Here is a 16,294-nt window from a genome sequence, read left to right as displayed (position 1 = left end):
TACGCATTGTAATTTAGAGTGACAAGGTATTAATCTGAGTGCGGTAAATGTGCCGTAGATAGAACTCTACGGCACATACGAGAATTTATTCAGCGTTAACTTGTTCGGTTAAGTTATCTTTTAGCTTCCCTGCATCAGGGTCATTAAACTTATCTTCGTCAAATTCATTTTCAGAACGGGCAACAATCAAAGTAATTGCACTGTCACCTGTTACATTGACGGCCGTTCTTACCATATCTAATAGTCTATCTACACCAATAATTAAGGCGATACCTTCAACAGGTAAACCAACTTGATTCAGTACCATGGCTAACATCACTAAACCAACGCCAGGAACGCCAGCTGTACCAATAGAGGCTAAAGTAGCAGTAACGATTACAGTTAAGTAGTCAGTTAAGGTTAAATCAATAGCAAATACTTGAGCGATGAATACTGTCGCAACACCTTGCATAATCGCCGTACCGTCCATATTAATGGTGGCACCGAGAGGAAGAGTAAAAGAAGCAACTTTGTTACTCACACCTAAACGATGTTCAGCTGTTTCAACTGTCACAGGTAAAGTTGCATTAGAACTTGCTGTGCTAAAGGCAAACAGTTGTACATCGCGTAGTTTGGCTAAAAAGGTAAAAGGGCTTAAGTTGGTAAATAGCTTGAGCAGTATCGGGTAGATAATTAAACCGTGTACAAGTAGAGCACCTAGTACAACGAGGAAGTAATAAATAACTGACTCAAAAGCTTCAGAATCAAGCGTTAATGCAAGCTTGGTGATAAGAGCAAAAATACCGTACGGTGCAAGCTGCATTACTAAAGTTACGACTTTCATAATGACTTCATTTAAGTCATCAAACAGCGCTGAAATGCGTTTGCCACGTTCACCTAAATGAGAAATCGCTAAACCAAATACAACAGCAAAGATGATGATTTGTAGCATCTTACCTTCAGCCATTGCTTTTAATGGGTTTGTTGGCACCATGTCGATGAATACTTGGCTTAAGCTCGGGGCTGTTTTAGCCGCATATTCCAAGTGCTCTATATGCATACTCCCGTTTCCTGGATGAATGACAACAGCAGCAAAAATGGCTAATGAAATAGCGATGGCGGTGGTCGCCATGTAAAAAATGATCGTTTTACCACCTAAGCGCCCTAAGCTGGCAGGGTCACTTAACGAGCAAGTACCACAAACGAGAGAGATAAAGACCAGAGGAACAACAAGCATTTTTAATGCATTGATGAAAACTGAACCGACAACGTTCATTACCCCGTTAGTAATATAACCATCGATAAACTGACTTTCTGGGAATGCAAGACGTAGTGCGCCGCCTATTAATAGGCCTAAAATCATACCGATAAAGATTTTGCTTGTGAGACCAAGCTTTTTTGAGTTACTCAAAACAATGCCCCTTATTTTAAAAATTTGTTAAGGCGTATGCAGGAAATTGAACGAATGCTAACAAGAATCGGTAGTAATTGGAAATATAGCCATTGATTTGAGCTTTTTTTAATCAAAAGTTAAGGTTAAAAAAACGTTTAAAAAGTTGCGTTAAATTTATGTAGTGTTAGCCTATATGTCACGAGTCAATACTCTAGCTAATTAACAATTATAAGACAGGGAGTCTGGCATTATGAAGTCAGGTTACAAAGTTATATTCCTTTTATTTTCGACGTTACTATTATGGGCTTGTGGTGGCGGAGGTGATGGTGGCATTAAAGATGATGGCTCCAGTGGCGGTGATAACGGCGGAGGCAATGGTGGTACCGATGTCACTTATGCTATTTCTCTAGAATCCTCAACTACAACTATTTCTAAATCTGCTCCAGCTACGCTCACAGCAAAAGTTGTGAACAACTCTAATGAAGTCCAAGCAAATCGAGTTGTTGTATTTTCATTAAGTGATGAAAATATGGGGGCCTTTAGTGTTGCAAATAATAAAGTTGCAACGAACAGTGAAGGTATTGCGAGTATTGAGCTTTCGACGGGTAATATTGCAGGTGCAACTACGGTATCGGCAACTCTTGAAGGTGATGACTCTGTTACAACTGATATTGTCGTGACAATGGTCGGTGATGGTGGTGATGCCGGTTCAGGCATCCAAGTATCTGTTTCAATAGTCGATAGCGAAGGAGAGCCTGTTGAGTCTATTACCTCATTGTCTCCAGCTACTGTTGTTGCTACAGTAACTGGGGGAAATAATCCGTCAATCGTTACGTTTTCTACATCAATAGGAAGGTTGATCCCTGATGCCGCAGTAACTGATTCAGAAGGTATGGCACGAATAAGCATTTATGCTGATGATGAACTAGGAGCCGGAGAGGTAACTGCGACTACATCAACAGGTGAGTCAGGTACTGCAATTGTTGTGGTTGGCGCTACGAACCTAGTTATGGGAGGCGGTACACCTTTTGTTGAAGGTGTTGCTGATGTGAGTGTGCAGCAGTTATCGGCTGGAGGCACTGCTACTATTTCTGTGAAGGTCCAAGATGACAGTGGTAATCCATATACTCAACCAATTGACGTTACTTTCACTTCAAGGTGTTCAACAAGTAACCCTCAACAAGCACAAATAAGCTCTCCAGTAGCTACAGTTGACGGCGTTGCTACTACAACCTATCTCGCTGAAGGCTGTGTTGGTGATGATCAAATAAATGTGACTGCGAATGCTGGTGGGTTGAATTTATCTGCAACAGGTTCGTTGAATGTTTTACCTGCAAATGTAGGTAGTATTTCTTTTATTTCTGCAACTCCTGAACTATTGACGATTAAAGGAACAGGTAATCAAGAAACTTCGGTAGTAAGATTTAGAGTTCTAGATCAAAATGGCAATCCTGTAAGCAATCAGGATGTTAGTTTTGCTCTGAATAACAACGCAGGGGGATTATCAATAAACCCTACGCAGGCAACAACAAACGCTGAAGGTTTTGTTCAAACTGTCGTAAATGCGGGCACAGTTGCTACACCAGTTCGAGTGACAGCAACAGTACTGGGCACGTCTCCGCTCGTATTAGGGCAGTCAAGTCAACTTGCTGTTTCAACTGGTATTCCAGATCAAGACAGCTTTACTCTTTCTGCATCGTCATTGAATGTCGAAGGTTGGAACCGGAATGATGCGAGAGTCACTATTACTGCTAGATTAGCCGATAAATTTAACAATCCGGCTCCAGATGGCACTACGGTTTCATTTACTTCTGAGGGCGGTGATATCGGTCCAAACTGTCAAACCGAAAACGGCGAATGTTCTGTCGAATGGATAAGTTCAAATCCTAAACCATTAGGGCAAGTATTCCATGCAAACGGTAGTTTAGCTGATGGTGTGATAGGCATAGAAGGAAGAGTACCTGTCGATGCTTTAAGTGCTGATAATGATGCTTATTTTGGCGGAAATTTCCATAAAGGTGTTTATGGTGGGCGGGTAACGATCACTGCTACTGCAATAGGTGAAGAGTCCTTTACTGACACTGATGGAAGTGGTTGGTTGGATACTGAAGAAGAGGCTCAAAAGTTTCTAAGCGGGAAAGATGTTTCTGGAGAGCCATATGATTTGGCAGATCCATACACTGATCACAATGAAGATGGACTGTTTAACCCTCATCAAGATCACCCTGCTGGCATTATAGAGAGAGCAGGTGGAGATAATGAGTCACTAATCCCGTTTCCTACTTTACCATTGACACAGGATGGTACGTATGATGCCGCTGATGGGAAGTATAACGGTGTATTGTGTAAGTCTGATTTAGTTAATATTTGTGCTGATGGTGTTAATAACCCTAAATCGAGTCCATTACGCAGAAGCCTTGTCATTATAATGTCAGGCAGTAATGCACATGTTACTCCAATTAGCCCAGCAGATATTTCTGATGATATTTCAGGAAACTCAGTCATTGATATTGATGGTAAAGGTACTGGCTCTGTAACATTCACAGTTTCGGATCTTCATAACCAACCAATGCCTGCAGGAACAATTATTAGATTTAGTACTTCAGCAGGTTCGATGGCAAGTGCATCGACATTGGAGTGGCCAGATACTAATGAAAACAGAGGTACAGAGATTACAGCTGTGGTTAAAGGGGCAGATGAACCGGACACAGGTATATTAAGTGTTTCGATTGAGACTCCGAATGGAGCACCTGTTGGCCTCTTTAGTATTGATGTTAATATCTTCTAATTAGTGTTGGAATACATCTAGCCGCTCAAATGAGCGGCTTTTTTATGCCCCTAAATACGCTGAAAAGGATAAATGGATCCTAAATCTAAAATTTGAGTTAATTCATCCAGCGCCGTTCTTGACTCATTCAATAGCTCAATATCAACACAGTCTCTAATTTCTAATCGATCTCGATAATGTTTACTTATCCATTCGGTTAACGTTATGAACAATGCATCATCCAGTAATGTTGATTGATTTACTGCGGATAGTTCATCATTATTTAAGACGACTCGTAAACGCAAACACGCTGGTCCACCACCGTTTTTCATGCTTTGTTTTACGTCAAAGTAGTTAACCTCTTTGATTGAAGTTTCACGAGTCATCAGCTCGCAAAGATAATCATAAACTCGTGGGTTTTCTTTACACTCTATTGGGGCAATCAATCTCATGGCACCATCGTTTGAATCAACCAATTGAGTATTAAATAGGTAGCTCGATACAGCGTCTGAAACTGAGACTTTTGCCAAAGGAACTTTAATTAATTCAAGTGTTCCATTGAGAAGGTTGTTGATAGGTTCAAATATCTTAATTTCATCTAAATAAGCACTTTCATGATAAAAAAGGACGTTGCGATTCCCTACAGCTATGACATCGTTATGGAAAACACCTTCGTCAATTACATCTGGATTCTGTTGAACAAAGAAAACCTCATTTGGGGACAACTGGTGTAATCTAGTAATAGCCTCTGAAGCTTCAAGTTTTTGTCTGGCAGGATAGAGTTTAGGTTTCGGTAAGTTACGATCCTGGATACATTCACCAAAAGTGAATACCTCTAACCCCTTATCACCATAGCTTTGGCAAAGACGAGTGTGATTAGCTGCGCCTTCATCACCAAAATACGTATGAGAGGGTAAAGCTTGATGATGTGTGAAGTATTTATCTGACGGAAACGTTGCCTTCAAAATTTGAGATGTGCTCTCATGTTCAATGCTGCGGTGAAACTTATCGATAAGGTTCGCTGCGGTAAAATGTACCTTATGATTGAAAGTATCGGGACTAGGAGATACTGTTGCCGCATTCGCCGTCCACATGCAAGATGAGCTACAACATGCGTTAAAGAGTATTGGAGCTTGTTTAAAGGATCTTTCAAGAACTTGGCTGTCAGAGCCTGTAAACCCGAGTTTTTTGAGCGTGTAAATGTCAGGACGCTCCTGGGGGGCAAGTATTCCCTGAGTTAACCCCATATCAGCAAGGGCTTTTGCTTTTTTCAATCCTTGAAGTGCTGCGGCTTTAGGGTTGGAAACTTGGTTCGCACTTTTGATTGATGCGACATTCCCAACAGAAAGACCGGAATAGTTATGAGTGGGCCCAACGAGGCCATCAAAGTTTGCTTCAATGTATTTCATCTTAAGCTTGATTGGTCTACAAGTAATATAAATATAGACAAATCAAGCTTAATGAATGCTAACTTTTTGTTCGTTTATTTAGAAATGGCTTCAATTAACATTGCTGAAATGTCACCACCGACCCTTAATGTTTCTTCTGAACTCGAAGCACCACGGCCGGAAGCGTCTGTAAACGGTGCGATTTCCATCATATCAGCACCTGTTATTGGATAAAACTCTGACAGTGTTGCAATGATTTCTTTTGCTTGTTCAGGTGTTAATCCATCCGGCTCAGGTGTGCCAGTGGCAGAAGCAAACTCAGAATCAATGGCGTCAATGTCAAAACTGACATAAAGCTCATCAATCTTTTCATTTTTTAAATGAGTTAAAATTGTTTCAACTGTTTTGGCCGCACCATTTTCAATCACTTCGTGCGCCCAATGTTGTCTTACACCAAACGTATCTTCCCAATGTGATTTCGGTTTACCGCTTGAACGAATACCAATTTGAACTAAGTGGCTGTTATCATTCAAATCATCAAGAATGTGAGTACACCAAGAACCAAAGCACAGATCAATACCTAAGCGTTCAACAAGTAGGTCTGTATGAGCGTCAAAGTGAATGATGGCGACACGTTTACCTTGCTTCTTTTTCGCTTGTAAGTATGCCTTTGTTAAAGGGTAACTGTTTGAGTGATCACCACCAATTCCAAAGATGCCTTTATTCGGGAACTCAGCATAGAAATCGTGCAATACATCTTCAGTAATGCTTAAAGGACTGATTGGATAAGATGACTGAGGATCTTGATATAATGCTTTACGGCAATTTTTAATTGTTGGGTCGTTAAGGTACTTATCATGAAGTAAGTGTGGGATAACACGTATATCACCTAAATCGAAGTAACTAAGAGAATTATGTTGATTTAACAGTGTATTACGAAGGAATAATGGTCCCCAGTTTGCACCTCGTAGGATACCACCCCCGCAATCTGATGCAATTCCCATCACGACTGCTTTTTTATTATCAGTGGGTAATTGAAGAAGCGACGTTTTCCAGTTTTTTTCAACAACACTTGCATCATCATCACCAAAAAGTGCTAAATGTAATGCTTGCTTTCTTTCCTTTGCCGTGTTTACAGTAAATACACCGTTGCCTGCTGGGCATAAGCAGTTTTCGAGTTTAGTAATCAAAGATTGCAAAGAATCAGTCATTTTATACCTATTGTTAATATTATTCGTATTTAAGGTGAATACTTCGAAGATGGCTCAGTAGTATACGTATGAAAATTTGCTTCACAACTGTTCAATATTTGAAACATTCATAAAATTACGCTAATAATTGCATAACTATGTTTTTATGTGTGGTAAATATATGACTATTAAGTTTTAATATCGCAAAAATATTTTTTACAACTTTTTATTAGATGGTTAAAAAGTGAGTTAGCGGCACAAATAAAGGAGGTTATGACTTGAAACTCTCGGCACAACACTCTATATATGTTGCCAATTTTATCTTCATCTGCATTTTGGCGTAAATCACACTATGGGAAAATCGCTAGTTATTGTCGAGTCTCCGGCTAAAGCTAAGACAATTAATAAGTATCTTGGAAAAGACTTTATTGTTAAGTCCAGTGTTGGTCACATTCGTGATCTACCAACATCGTCCTCTGCAAAAACAACTGATAAAGCAGCAAAAACAGCGGCAGAAGTTCGTAAAATGTCAGCTGAAGAGAAGGCTAAGTATAAAAAGCAAAAAGAAAAGAAAGCCTTGGTTGCTCGTATGGGTGTTGACCCAGAAAACGGTTGGAAAGCAAAATATCAAATATTGTCTGGTAAAGAGAAAGTCGTTAACGAGCTACAGAAGTTAGCAGAAAACGCTGATTGCGTTTATCTCGCAACCGATTTGGATAGAGAAGGAGAAGCGATTGCTTGGCATTTACAACAGATAATTGGTGGTGATGAATCTCGCTATCAACGAGTTGTATTTAATGAGATCACCAAATCTGCCATTCAAGATGCCTTCAGTAAACCATCAGAACTCGATACCAATATGGTTAATGCACAACAAGCACGTCGCTTTTTAGACCGTGTTGTTGGTTTTATGGTATCGCCACTTCTTTGGAAAAAAGTTGCACGTGGCTTATCTGCGGGGCGTGTTCAATCTGTAGCAGTGCGTTTAGTTGTTGAGCGTGAAGGTGAAATTAAAGCTTTTGTGCCAGAAGAGTACTGGGATGTATTTGCTGAACTTCAAACTGCAGCTAGTGACAAATTAAAACTTGAAGTTGTTAAGTATAAGGGTGACGCCTTTAAACCTAAGAATGAAGCTGAAGCAAATGTTGCTGTAAGCGCCTTAAATTCTGCAGGGTTTAAAGTTGTTGCTCGTGATGTCCGAGGCACCAGCAGTAAACCGTCTGCACCTTACATCACTTCTACTTTGCAACAAGCAGCCAGTACACGTTTAGGTTTCGGTGTTAAGAAAACCATGATGTTGGCGCAGCGCTTATATGAAGCGGGTCACATCACTTATATGCGTACGGACTCCACGAACTTGAGCCAAGAAGCATTGGATAACGTTCGTGAGATGATTGGTTCTGAGTTTGGTGCAGCCTATTTACCTGAGAATCCAATTCGATACGGGAGTAAGCAAGGCGCTCAAGAAGCCCATGAAGCGATTAGACCTTCAAACGTAAAACTTGAAGCTGCATTCCTAAATGAAATGGAACGTGACGCACAGCGCTTATATGAACTTATTTGGCGTCAATTTGTGGCATGTCAGATGACACCTGCACAATATGATGCAACAAAACTGAAAGTTGAAGCAGGTGATTACCTATTAACAGCTTCAGGAAGAACGCTTAAATTTGATGGTTGGACAAAAGTACAGCCAGCCATCAAGAAAAAGAACGATGAAGAAAGTGATTTACCAATGTTATCTATTGGTGACACATTAAATCTAAATGGTGTAGAACCTAACCAGCACTTTACTAAACCGCCTGCACGTTTCAGTGAAGCCTCATTAGTTAAAGAACTTGAAAAGCGTGGTATTGGTCGTCCATCAACTTACGCAACGATTATTTCTACTATTCAAGATCGTGGCTATGTAAAAATCGAAAATCGCCGTTTCTATGCTGAGAAAATGGGTGAAATTGTCAGTGAGCGCTTAGTTGGTAGCTTCCCTGATCTTATGAGTTATGACTTTACCGCTGATATGGAGCAAACATTAGATGATGTTGCTCATGGTGAGCTTGACTGGAAGAAGGTGTTAGACGGTTTCTATAAGGGCTTTACAGGCAAGATTGAAAAAGCGGAATTAGAGCCTGACGAAGGCGGCATGAAGCCAAACCATATGGTTGAGACAGACATCGAATGCCCAACTTGTGAACGGCATATGGGAATTCGTACTGGGTCAACAGGTGTATTCCTTGGTTGTTCAGGCTATGCTCTTCCACCGAAAGAACGTTGTAAAACTACAATGAACTTAACACCGGGTGATGAAGCTGTCAGTGATATTGCAACATCAGAAACCGATGCTTTGAGAGCGATGAAGCGTTGTCAAATCTGTGGCACTGCGATGGACAGTTACCTCATTGATGAAACTCGTAAATTGCATGTTTGTGGTCAAAACCCAAGCTGTGATGGTTATGAAGTTGAAAAGGGTACATTCAAAATCAAAGGGTATGATGGACCTCTGATTGAATGTGATCGCTGTGGTTCCGATATGGAGCTCAAAAACGGTCGTTTTGGTAAGTACTTTGGCTGTACCAATGAAGAATGTAAGAATACTCGTAAACTGTTGAAGAATGGTGAAGTAGCGCCACCGAAAGAAGATCCTATTTTCTTACCTGAATTGAAATGTACAAAGTCTGATGCTCACTTCGTTCTGCGTGATGGTGCTGCAGGTATATTCTTAGCGGCAAGTACCTTCCCTCGTTCAAGAGAAACACGCGCTCCATTGATTGAAGAGCTAGTTAAATACAAATCATTATTATGGGACAAGTACAGCTATTTAGCTGATGCTCCAACAGAAGATGACCAAGGTAATAAGACCGTTGTTAAATTTAGTCGTAAAACTAAAGAGCAATACGTCGTTGGTGATAAAGAAGGTAAGCCTTCAGGTTTTGTTGCTAAGTTCGTGGACGGTAAATGGAATATTGAATCTAAGGCTAAAGTGCCGAAGAAAAAGTAACGGATACTTTCATAATAAAAAACCTCTCATTTGAGAGGTTTTTTTGATTCAATTCTTAATTTTTTGATCGATATTTCTACTCTACACCTAAATGTTCCAAAAACTGAACCTTCAAGAAAGGTATAAATTTAGCTATTTAATGCATACCCGCCTTGGACATGACCTATGTTGGTAAAGCCTAGTCGTGCTAAGGCTTGTGCAACAACTAAAGAACGGGTTCCACTCCGACAAACAAGAACATAGCGCTTATCTTTATCACTGAGGTGCTGTGCAATGAATTCAACCAAGCGAGTCATCGGTACATTTTCCTCAGCCTTAATGCCATGTTGGAGCATATATTCATGAGGTTCTCTAATATCAACGAGCTTCGCATCATGATCTTTCTCCAATAATATTGAAAGCTCATTTTTATCATATTCAATGATAGGGAGTGATTCGTCTACTTCAACATATGCACCACATTGAATCTCACAACCAGTTTGATCATTTAAATTGCTGTCTAACTCTGACTTTTGTTCACAGAACTCATCAATTGATGACTGCGTGCTTAAAACGTTAGAAAGTAGAACGTTTCTGTTGCATTCAGTCATTAATGTTGTGGTAAATTCGTTGTGATAATCGTGGCTTGCACAAATCAGTGTTGTCGAGGCCAGTAGTCCATTGAGTTTATGTAAGCTGTGATACATCTGCTCCGAGCTGCTTGTACAAAAATTGGTGCGACCTAAACTACCCATAAGAATAGTATCGCCACAAAATGCATATTTGAAATGCGGTTTAGCGGTATCAATTTCTTCAGTAAGTAAATAGCTTACACTGTCATCGGTATGTCCTGGGGTTTTAACTCGTAACAGTGCTTTATTCCCTATTCGGATTGTTGGGTAAGCATCTTTACCGACATAAACTGTATCAAAGTGCTTAGGCCAGCCTAGATGATCAGTCTTAGTTGTCATTTTCAGTTGAGCTTCTAGCTCTGGACGTGATGATTGATGGTCGGCATGACCATGAGTATCTAGAACTGCAGCGATTGTTAACTTTTGGCAATTTACAATGTTGACGATTCTAGAAATCAGCTCAGGAAGTGGATCAATAATTACAGCTGTTTTGGATTGCGCATCTGTATAGAGCCAGCAACAACTATTACCTGATTTAAGCTCTAAAAGCCCATTAACTAATTTCTGGTTTTCAGCGGGCTTTACCATAAGACAACTTTCGCCCAGTGCTTTAGCGGCCATTTTTATTCTTGCACATGCCGCATCACATTTTTCTTGGGTCATTAATGGCCCAAAAGACATTCTTATTGCTGATTCACTTTGCCAACTCGGTAATCCCATGGCGTCCAAAACAAAGCTTCTTGTCACCTTTGAACTACAGGCCGACCCTGAACTCACCCGAATGTTCGCTGCATCGAACAGGTCCATAATCTCTTTACTTGCAAAATGAGGCACAGCAAAGTTCAGTGTGGTAGGTACAGTATTGTCTAACGGGTGGTTGAGCACGACATCTGGAAATGCTTCTTTTAAAGCCGTTAATAGTTGGTTTCTGTAGAGAGTAAGTTGAGCATGATCTGCAAACTTATCTTCAGCATCGCCATTCAGCGTATCAAAAATAACTTTAAGAGCAGCCATTCCTGGCAAGTTTTCCGTACCTGAGCGTAACCCGGACTCTTGACCTCCACCGGCAATAAATGGAGTAAATGGCGCATTTTCTCGAATATAAACTAACCCAACTCCCTTCGGAGCATAGAGTTTATGGCCACTAAACGGCGCATAATCAATCGTAGTAGCTTGTAAATCAAGTTTACGCTTACCTAAAGCTTGAACGCAGTCTACCATCCAAAAGACATCATTGGATGTTGAACGTATGACTTGCTCTAGTTTGTTGAGATCTTGGAACACACCAGTTTCATTGTTCACTGCCATAGTGCAAATCATCAAAGCGTTATCGATTTCTTTTTCGATAAAATTGAGATCGAGTTCACCCCTGTGATTAACAGGAATGGCTTTAATTTCAGCATTTATTTCGAGAAGTTCATTCCAATGCTCGAGCGAGTTTGGTACTGCTTTATGTTCTGTAGCCCCGTAGAGTAAGGTGTAAGACTCGCCGGGTTTGATATTTTTTTTAGCAGCTACCAGTGAAGATAAAATTGCAGTTTGGATTCCCTCTGTAGCACCACTGGTAAAAATGAGTTTACCATTTCCAACACCAAGAAAGCGCATAGCTGACTTCCTGGTTTGCTCCATTAAGTTCTTAGCTCGCAATCCTGTAATATGGCTGCTGCTTGGGTTTCCAAATGTTTCTTCCATTGCCTCGAATGCAGCTTTCGCTGCGGCTGGTAGCACAGGGGTTGTGGCATTTGAGTCAAGATAAATCTGGCTTAACGACTGATTTTTAGTCATAACTAAAACCTTTTTATTTCTTTTTGTTATATGTAATAACTTTTATAACATGCTATCTGGCTTGAGCCGGATAATCAATTTGTTTAATGAAAAACAAGACGAGATTTCAGGGAAAGTTCAGGTTAAAAGGCTTTTATCGAAAGAAAGTAAGAATATAAAAAGCAACTTTAGTTGTATAAATTATTAGGGCGTGTTGATCTTTTGTGATTGTTTTTGGAGCGTTAAATTGATCATTTTATGCAAGCCAGAGCTTTTAATTGACCTTATTAGAAAATGACCTTTCAATTATGATTTAAGCACTTAAAATTATTTTATTAAGACTAAATAAAGCCATATATTGCTCAATAAGCGAACATTAGTGTGAGTGACTATATATGGCTTCTTCAGTTACCGGATCAATTTTAATTCAACATAAAGGCACTTTTCTGAACACCGAAAGAAAAATACCTTTAAAAGTTATAAGGTCAATGACTCAAACTTCAGTACCTGATGTGGAGAGCTCTGAAGGTAGTGAGTTTTTAGTAGTTTCATTGAAAGAAAAGACAAAAGATTCAGCATTAAAGTTTGAGGTAAAAAATTATGTAAAGGTGAATTGGTCGGATAACAAGGTGTGGTGTGGAGACGTAGTTTGTTTATATCATGCAGCTCTTCATAATTTTTTTTCTCTTACTCTAGTGAGTTCACCAGTGCAAGCTAGAGAATTGGCGCTAGAAAAAGTTAATGAGCAAATAAAAGATAGCGGTTATGAGGTTAGGAAAGTCGAAAATAATTCAAAAGAACCAGGAAATCAGGGGGGAGGTTATTTTGCATTATATGATAAGCGGAGTGAAGCGCATCATATGGATTTTAAGGAATCTTTAAAAAGTGATGACGTTATTAGGTTAAGTACATTTACAGGTACAGAGCCAGACTGGGTTTATGCAGATATACTACAAAAGACAATGGAACAAGAGGATATTTTTCCTCTAGCCAGGGATCTGAAGATAGATCAAATCTACAAATACCATGTTTATAGAGCTGAAAGTAAATACTTTGATTCTTATGATGATGCAATTACACGTTTTAAAACAGTTACCGGTATTAAAGGCGAACAGGCAAAGATGTATTTGTATGCACTAATAAAAATGCCTGACGATGAAACGTTATTCAAGAGAGCAATTGACTTTTTAAACGAGAAAACAAAAGTTGCGACTGCACAGTTTTGTTTACTCGATAAGCCTCGTGACCCAAAACGTAAAGCAGTTTGTTTATTTGTTGATGGCGCTCTTCATTCATGTTTGAGAACATATATAAAAAATATATCATTTAAATGCAATCAACAATATATCGACACACATCACCCTACAAATTTCTCTACAAATCAGAATACTACTGTTGAACGTGAGAATGAATGTGTAAGGAGTATGGGGTTCTTAAACAATTGCAGTGATTTACATGATGCAAAGGTGAGTTATGAGACCAATAAGTATGACGCTGGAGACTATGCAGTTGCAGGGGCGCTTGGGCCTGTAGGAGTGGCTTATGTTTGTGCTGATGATAGAAAAGTAACAAGAACAAAAACCGTATCAGGTTTTAAGTTCATTCAATCTGATGCATCAGCAGTCTAAATAGTTGTGACGGTTTGTTTATAATAAATTCATTAGGTTTGGATAAAATTGAGTGTCAAGTTGTGCAATCTGCTCTTGCTCTTCAAGAATACTTATTAAAATATCATCTGATGTCAAAGGGTTTGCTAGGACTACTCTGAAAACGACAATTGATTCTCGTCGATATTTGACAGGGCAGATACGAGTTCTCGAAACAAACGACTTACCTTGCTCTCGCTGATATTTTTGGATGAATTGTGTCAAGCTATCAAGAAGTGAATTAATTTTGTTTACTTTTTCAACGTCTCTTTGTTCAATTGCTTTTTGCAATGCTAACTGAACACTTTGAGGTACGAAGCGATAGGTAAGTAAGCAAAGTTCTGGTTCTGTAACTAACTCGAAATTTGAATTTTGCTTTATTATGCTTGAAAAAAAACGTGCTTTTTCAAGGCTGCTATTAATCAGAATTTCGTAACCTTGGCGACCTATAATTTTCATACATGCATGTACTAATAAAGCCATACCTGGTCTGGAACCTTCAAGAGTTTGCTGGCCTAAATCTTTTGAGCCTTTGCGTAGAATATACTCGGCATGATGCATGATCGATTGAGATAACTTAGGGTTCTTAAACAACACCATTCCTGCGCCCATAGGGACGTACATTTGTTTATGTGCATCAATGGTGACTGAATCAGCCAATTCGATGCCACTAAGTAAATGCCGATACTTATTTGATAGAAGGCTTGCACCTCCCCATGCTGCATCGATATGAAAATGGCAGTCTATCTCATGTGCCAATTGTGAAAGCGCTTTGAGTGGATCAATGTTACCTGTTTCTGTTGTACCAGCCACACCAACAATGGCTAAAACTTTGATGTTCTCTTTGTTCAGTTCGGCAGCTTTTTTCCTCATCAATTCAACATCGACTTTGTTGTTTTCGTCAGTTGGAATAGCAATGATATTGTTACGACCAATGCCTAGCAAGTCAGCTGCTTTAGCTAATGAGTAATGGCCTCGCTCAGAGGTTAAAATAGCGAGGTCACTGTATCCATAAAATTTCAGTGCCGCTGGCAAACCTTCATAATTGACACCTTGAAAACTACCACTCGCTTTCAATAACTGGTTTCTGGCTGTCCATAAGGCCGTAATATTGGCTATGGTTCCACCTGAGCAAAATGCTCCTAGGGAATGTTGGTCATCATGCATCCAGCTATCATAAAACGTTTCATCTTTTTGATAGACAAGATGATGTATCATGCCGAGTACTTGACGCTCTAGGGGAGTGAAAGCTTTAGAGGTTTCAATTTTCACCAGGTTTTGATTTAAACCCGCCATCAGTTTAGTGAGCGGTAAAACAAAATAGGGAAGCGCTGACGTCATATGCCCAATAAAAGTAGGGGCTGCGGTATGAACAGAGTGCGCCACCAAGTTTTGCATTATTTCATCAGTATAATCAGATACAAAAGTCGGTGAATGCGGAATTTGATAATTTTGAAATTGTTGTTCAATCTCATTTAATGGCACTTCTTTAGCAACGATATTATCGCCTAGAAAACCAGCAAGATCTTCTGAGAGTTTTTGCTCAATGATACTGAGTGTTGAATGCTCATCTTCGGGAAATGTAAAAATTCGCTTTAGGCTTTCTTCAGACGCTGTAGCTTTTCTTTTATTCGCTGAATTCATTGATGAAGTGGTTCCAATAAATAGCCGCTTAAAACTCAGTTTAGTTAAGTTCTGGCAAAATCAAAAGGACGACACTTTACTGTAATACTAAACTTCATTCAATAGTGCTTTGATTTACTATTCTGAATTTGTAAAAATGCCGCCAATATTGATTCTTGGAGATTAAATTTTGAATAAAAGCTTTTTAACCAACTTAATTGCTGTCATTGCAGTAATTGTAGGTTACGTAACACACCAGCCATTAATTTGGTCTGTAGGGATATTTGCACTTTCTGGTGCTATCACTAACTGGCTAGCGATTTACATGTTGTTTGAAAAGGTGCCAGGTCTGTACGGCTCTGGTGTTGTTCCTGCACGTTTTGAAGAATTTAAGGTTGGTATAAAAAGCCTCGTAATGGAGCAGTTTTTCACTCAAGAGAACATAGAGCGTTTTGTTGGTAATAATGCTTCTACTTCGAAACTAGATTTTGCGCCCATTGTGAAGAAAATTGACTTATCGCCATCTTTTGATGCACTCCTTAAAACGGTAGAGAACTCTTCGTTTGGAGGTATGCTAGCGATGTTTGGCGGTACAGAGGCTTTAATACCGTTAAAAGAGCCTTTTATCGAGAAACTGCAAGGTTCACTAGTTGAAGTGTCCGAGAGTGAGCAATTCAAACAGTTAGTATTAGAAGAAATTGAGCAGCCGGACAATTTTTCTACTATTCGAGAGCAAGTTGAGACGATCGTCGAGCAAAGATTGAATGAGCTAACACCTAAATTAGTTAAAGAAATCGTGCAAGCGATGATTCAAAAGCATTTAGGCTGGCTTGTTGTTTGGGGTGGTGTGTTTGGTGGTTTAATTGGTTTAGTCGCAGCTTTAATCAAGTAGCGGCATAGGTTTTAGCACCTGCATTTGCAGGTGCTATTTGTATGAT

General features: G+C 39.6%; 9 protein-coding genes. 4 read left to right on the top strand and 5 right to left on the bottom strand.

The genetic code is table 11. The features are described from left to right. Positions 1–85: 85 nt before the first annotated feature. Positions 86–1,396 carry a dicarboxylate/amino acid:cation symporter gene (locus AC1EU2_RS13440; RefSeq protein ID WP_480298892.1) on the bottom strand — a complete coding sequence of 437 codons (1,311 nt, stop codon included), beginning with the start codon at positions 1,394–1,396 and terminating at the stop codon, positions 86–88. A gap of 226 nt (positions 1,397–1,622) precedes the next feature. Here AC1EU2_RS13440 and AC1EU2_RS13435 point away from each other — a divergent pair, with 226 nt between their 5' ends. Next, positions 1,623–4,160 (top strand): Ig-like domain-containing protein, encoded by a 2,538-nt coding sequence (locus AC1EU2_RS13435; RefSeq protein ID WP_480298789.1) that lies wholly within the window; start codon positions 1,623–1,625, stop codon positions 4,158–4,160. 50 nt (positions 4,161–4,210) lie between these two features. On the opposite strand, the gene astB is transcribed toward AC1EU2_RS13435, so the two are convergent. Both astB and AC1EU2_RS13425 read right to left on the bottom strand, forming a co-directional pair. Further along, positions 4,211–5,548, bottom strand: a complete 1,338-nt coding sequence (gene astB / locus AC1EU2_RS13430; protein ID WP_480298788.1) for an N-succinylarginine dihydrolase — start codon at positions 5,546–5,548, stop codon at positions 4,211–4,213. A gap of 74 nt (positions 5,549–5,622) precedes the next feature. Then, entirely contained in the window at positions 5,623–6,738 is a 1,116-nt protein-coding gene (locus AC1EU2_RS13425) for an arginase family protein (protein ID WP_480298787.1), read from the bottom strand. 331 nt (positions 6,739–7,069) lie between these two features. Between AC1EU2_RS13425 and topA the strand changes: the two genes are divergently transcribed. Then, positions 7,070–9,712, top strand: a complete 2,643-nt coding sequence (gene topA / locus AC1EU2_RS13420) for a type I DNA topoisomerase (protein ID WP_480298786.1) — start codon at positions 7,070–7,072, stop codon at positions 9,710–9,712. Between the two features lie 128 nt (positions 9,713–9,840). Here the strand turns inward: topA and AC1EU2_RS13415 are convergent, their stop codons facing one another. Continuing rightward, on the bottom strand, positions 9,841–12,108 hold the full coding sequence (locus tag AC1EU2_RS13415; RefSeq protein WP_480298785.1) for an aminotransferase class V-fold PLP-dependent enzyme: 2,268 nt from the start codon (positions 12,106–12,108) through the stop codon (positions 9,841–9,843). Positions 12,109–12,482: 374 nt separating this feature from the next. Here AC1EU2_RS13415 and AC1EU2_RS13410 point away from each other — a divergent pair, with 374 nt between their 5' ends. Beyond that, on the top strand, positions 12,483–13,715 hold the full coding sequence (locus AC1EU2_RS13410) for a hypothetical protein (RefSeq protein WP_480298784.1): 1,233 nt from the start codon (positions 12,483–12,485) through the stop codon (positions 13,713–13,715). Positions 13,716–13,733: 18 nt separating this feature from the next. Here AC1EU2_RS13410 and panP read toward each other — a convergent pair whose 3' ends face one another. Further along, entirely contained in the window at positions 13,734–15,377 is a 1,644-nt protein-coding gene (gene panP, locus AC1EU2_RS13405) for a pyridoxal-dependent aspartate 1-decarboxylase PanP (protein ID WP_480298783.1), read from the bottom strand. Positions 15,378–15,546: 169 nt separating this feature from the next. On the opposite strand from panP, the gene AC1EU2_RS13400 reads away from it, so the two are divergent. Next, positions 15,547–16,248, top strand: a complete 702-nt coding sequence (locus tag AC1EU2_RS13400; protein ID WP_480298782.1) for a DUF445 domain-containing protein — start codon at positions 15,547–15,549, stop codon at positions 16,246–16,248. Positions 16,249–16,294: the final 46 nt, after the last annotated feature.

The organism is Parashewanella sp. 2304DJ23-3, from assembly GCF_056591695.1.
The sequence above is the reverse complement of the archived record's forward strand: the minus strand, read 5'-3'. Positions and strand labels throughout refer to the sequence as shown.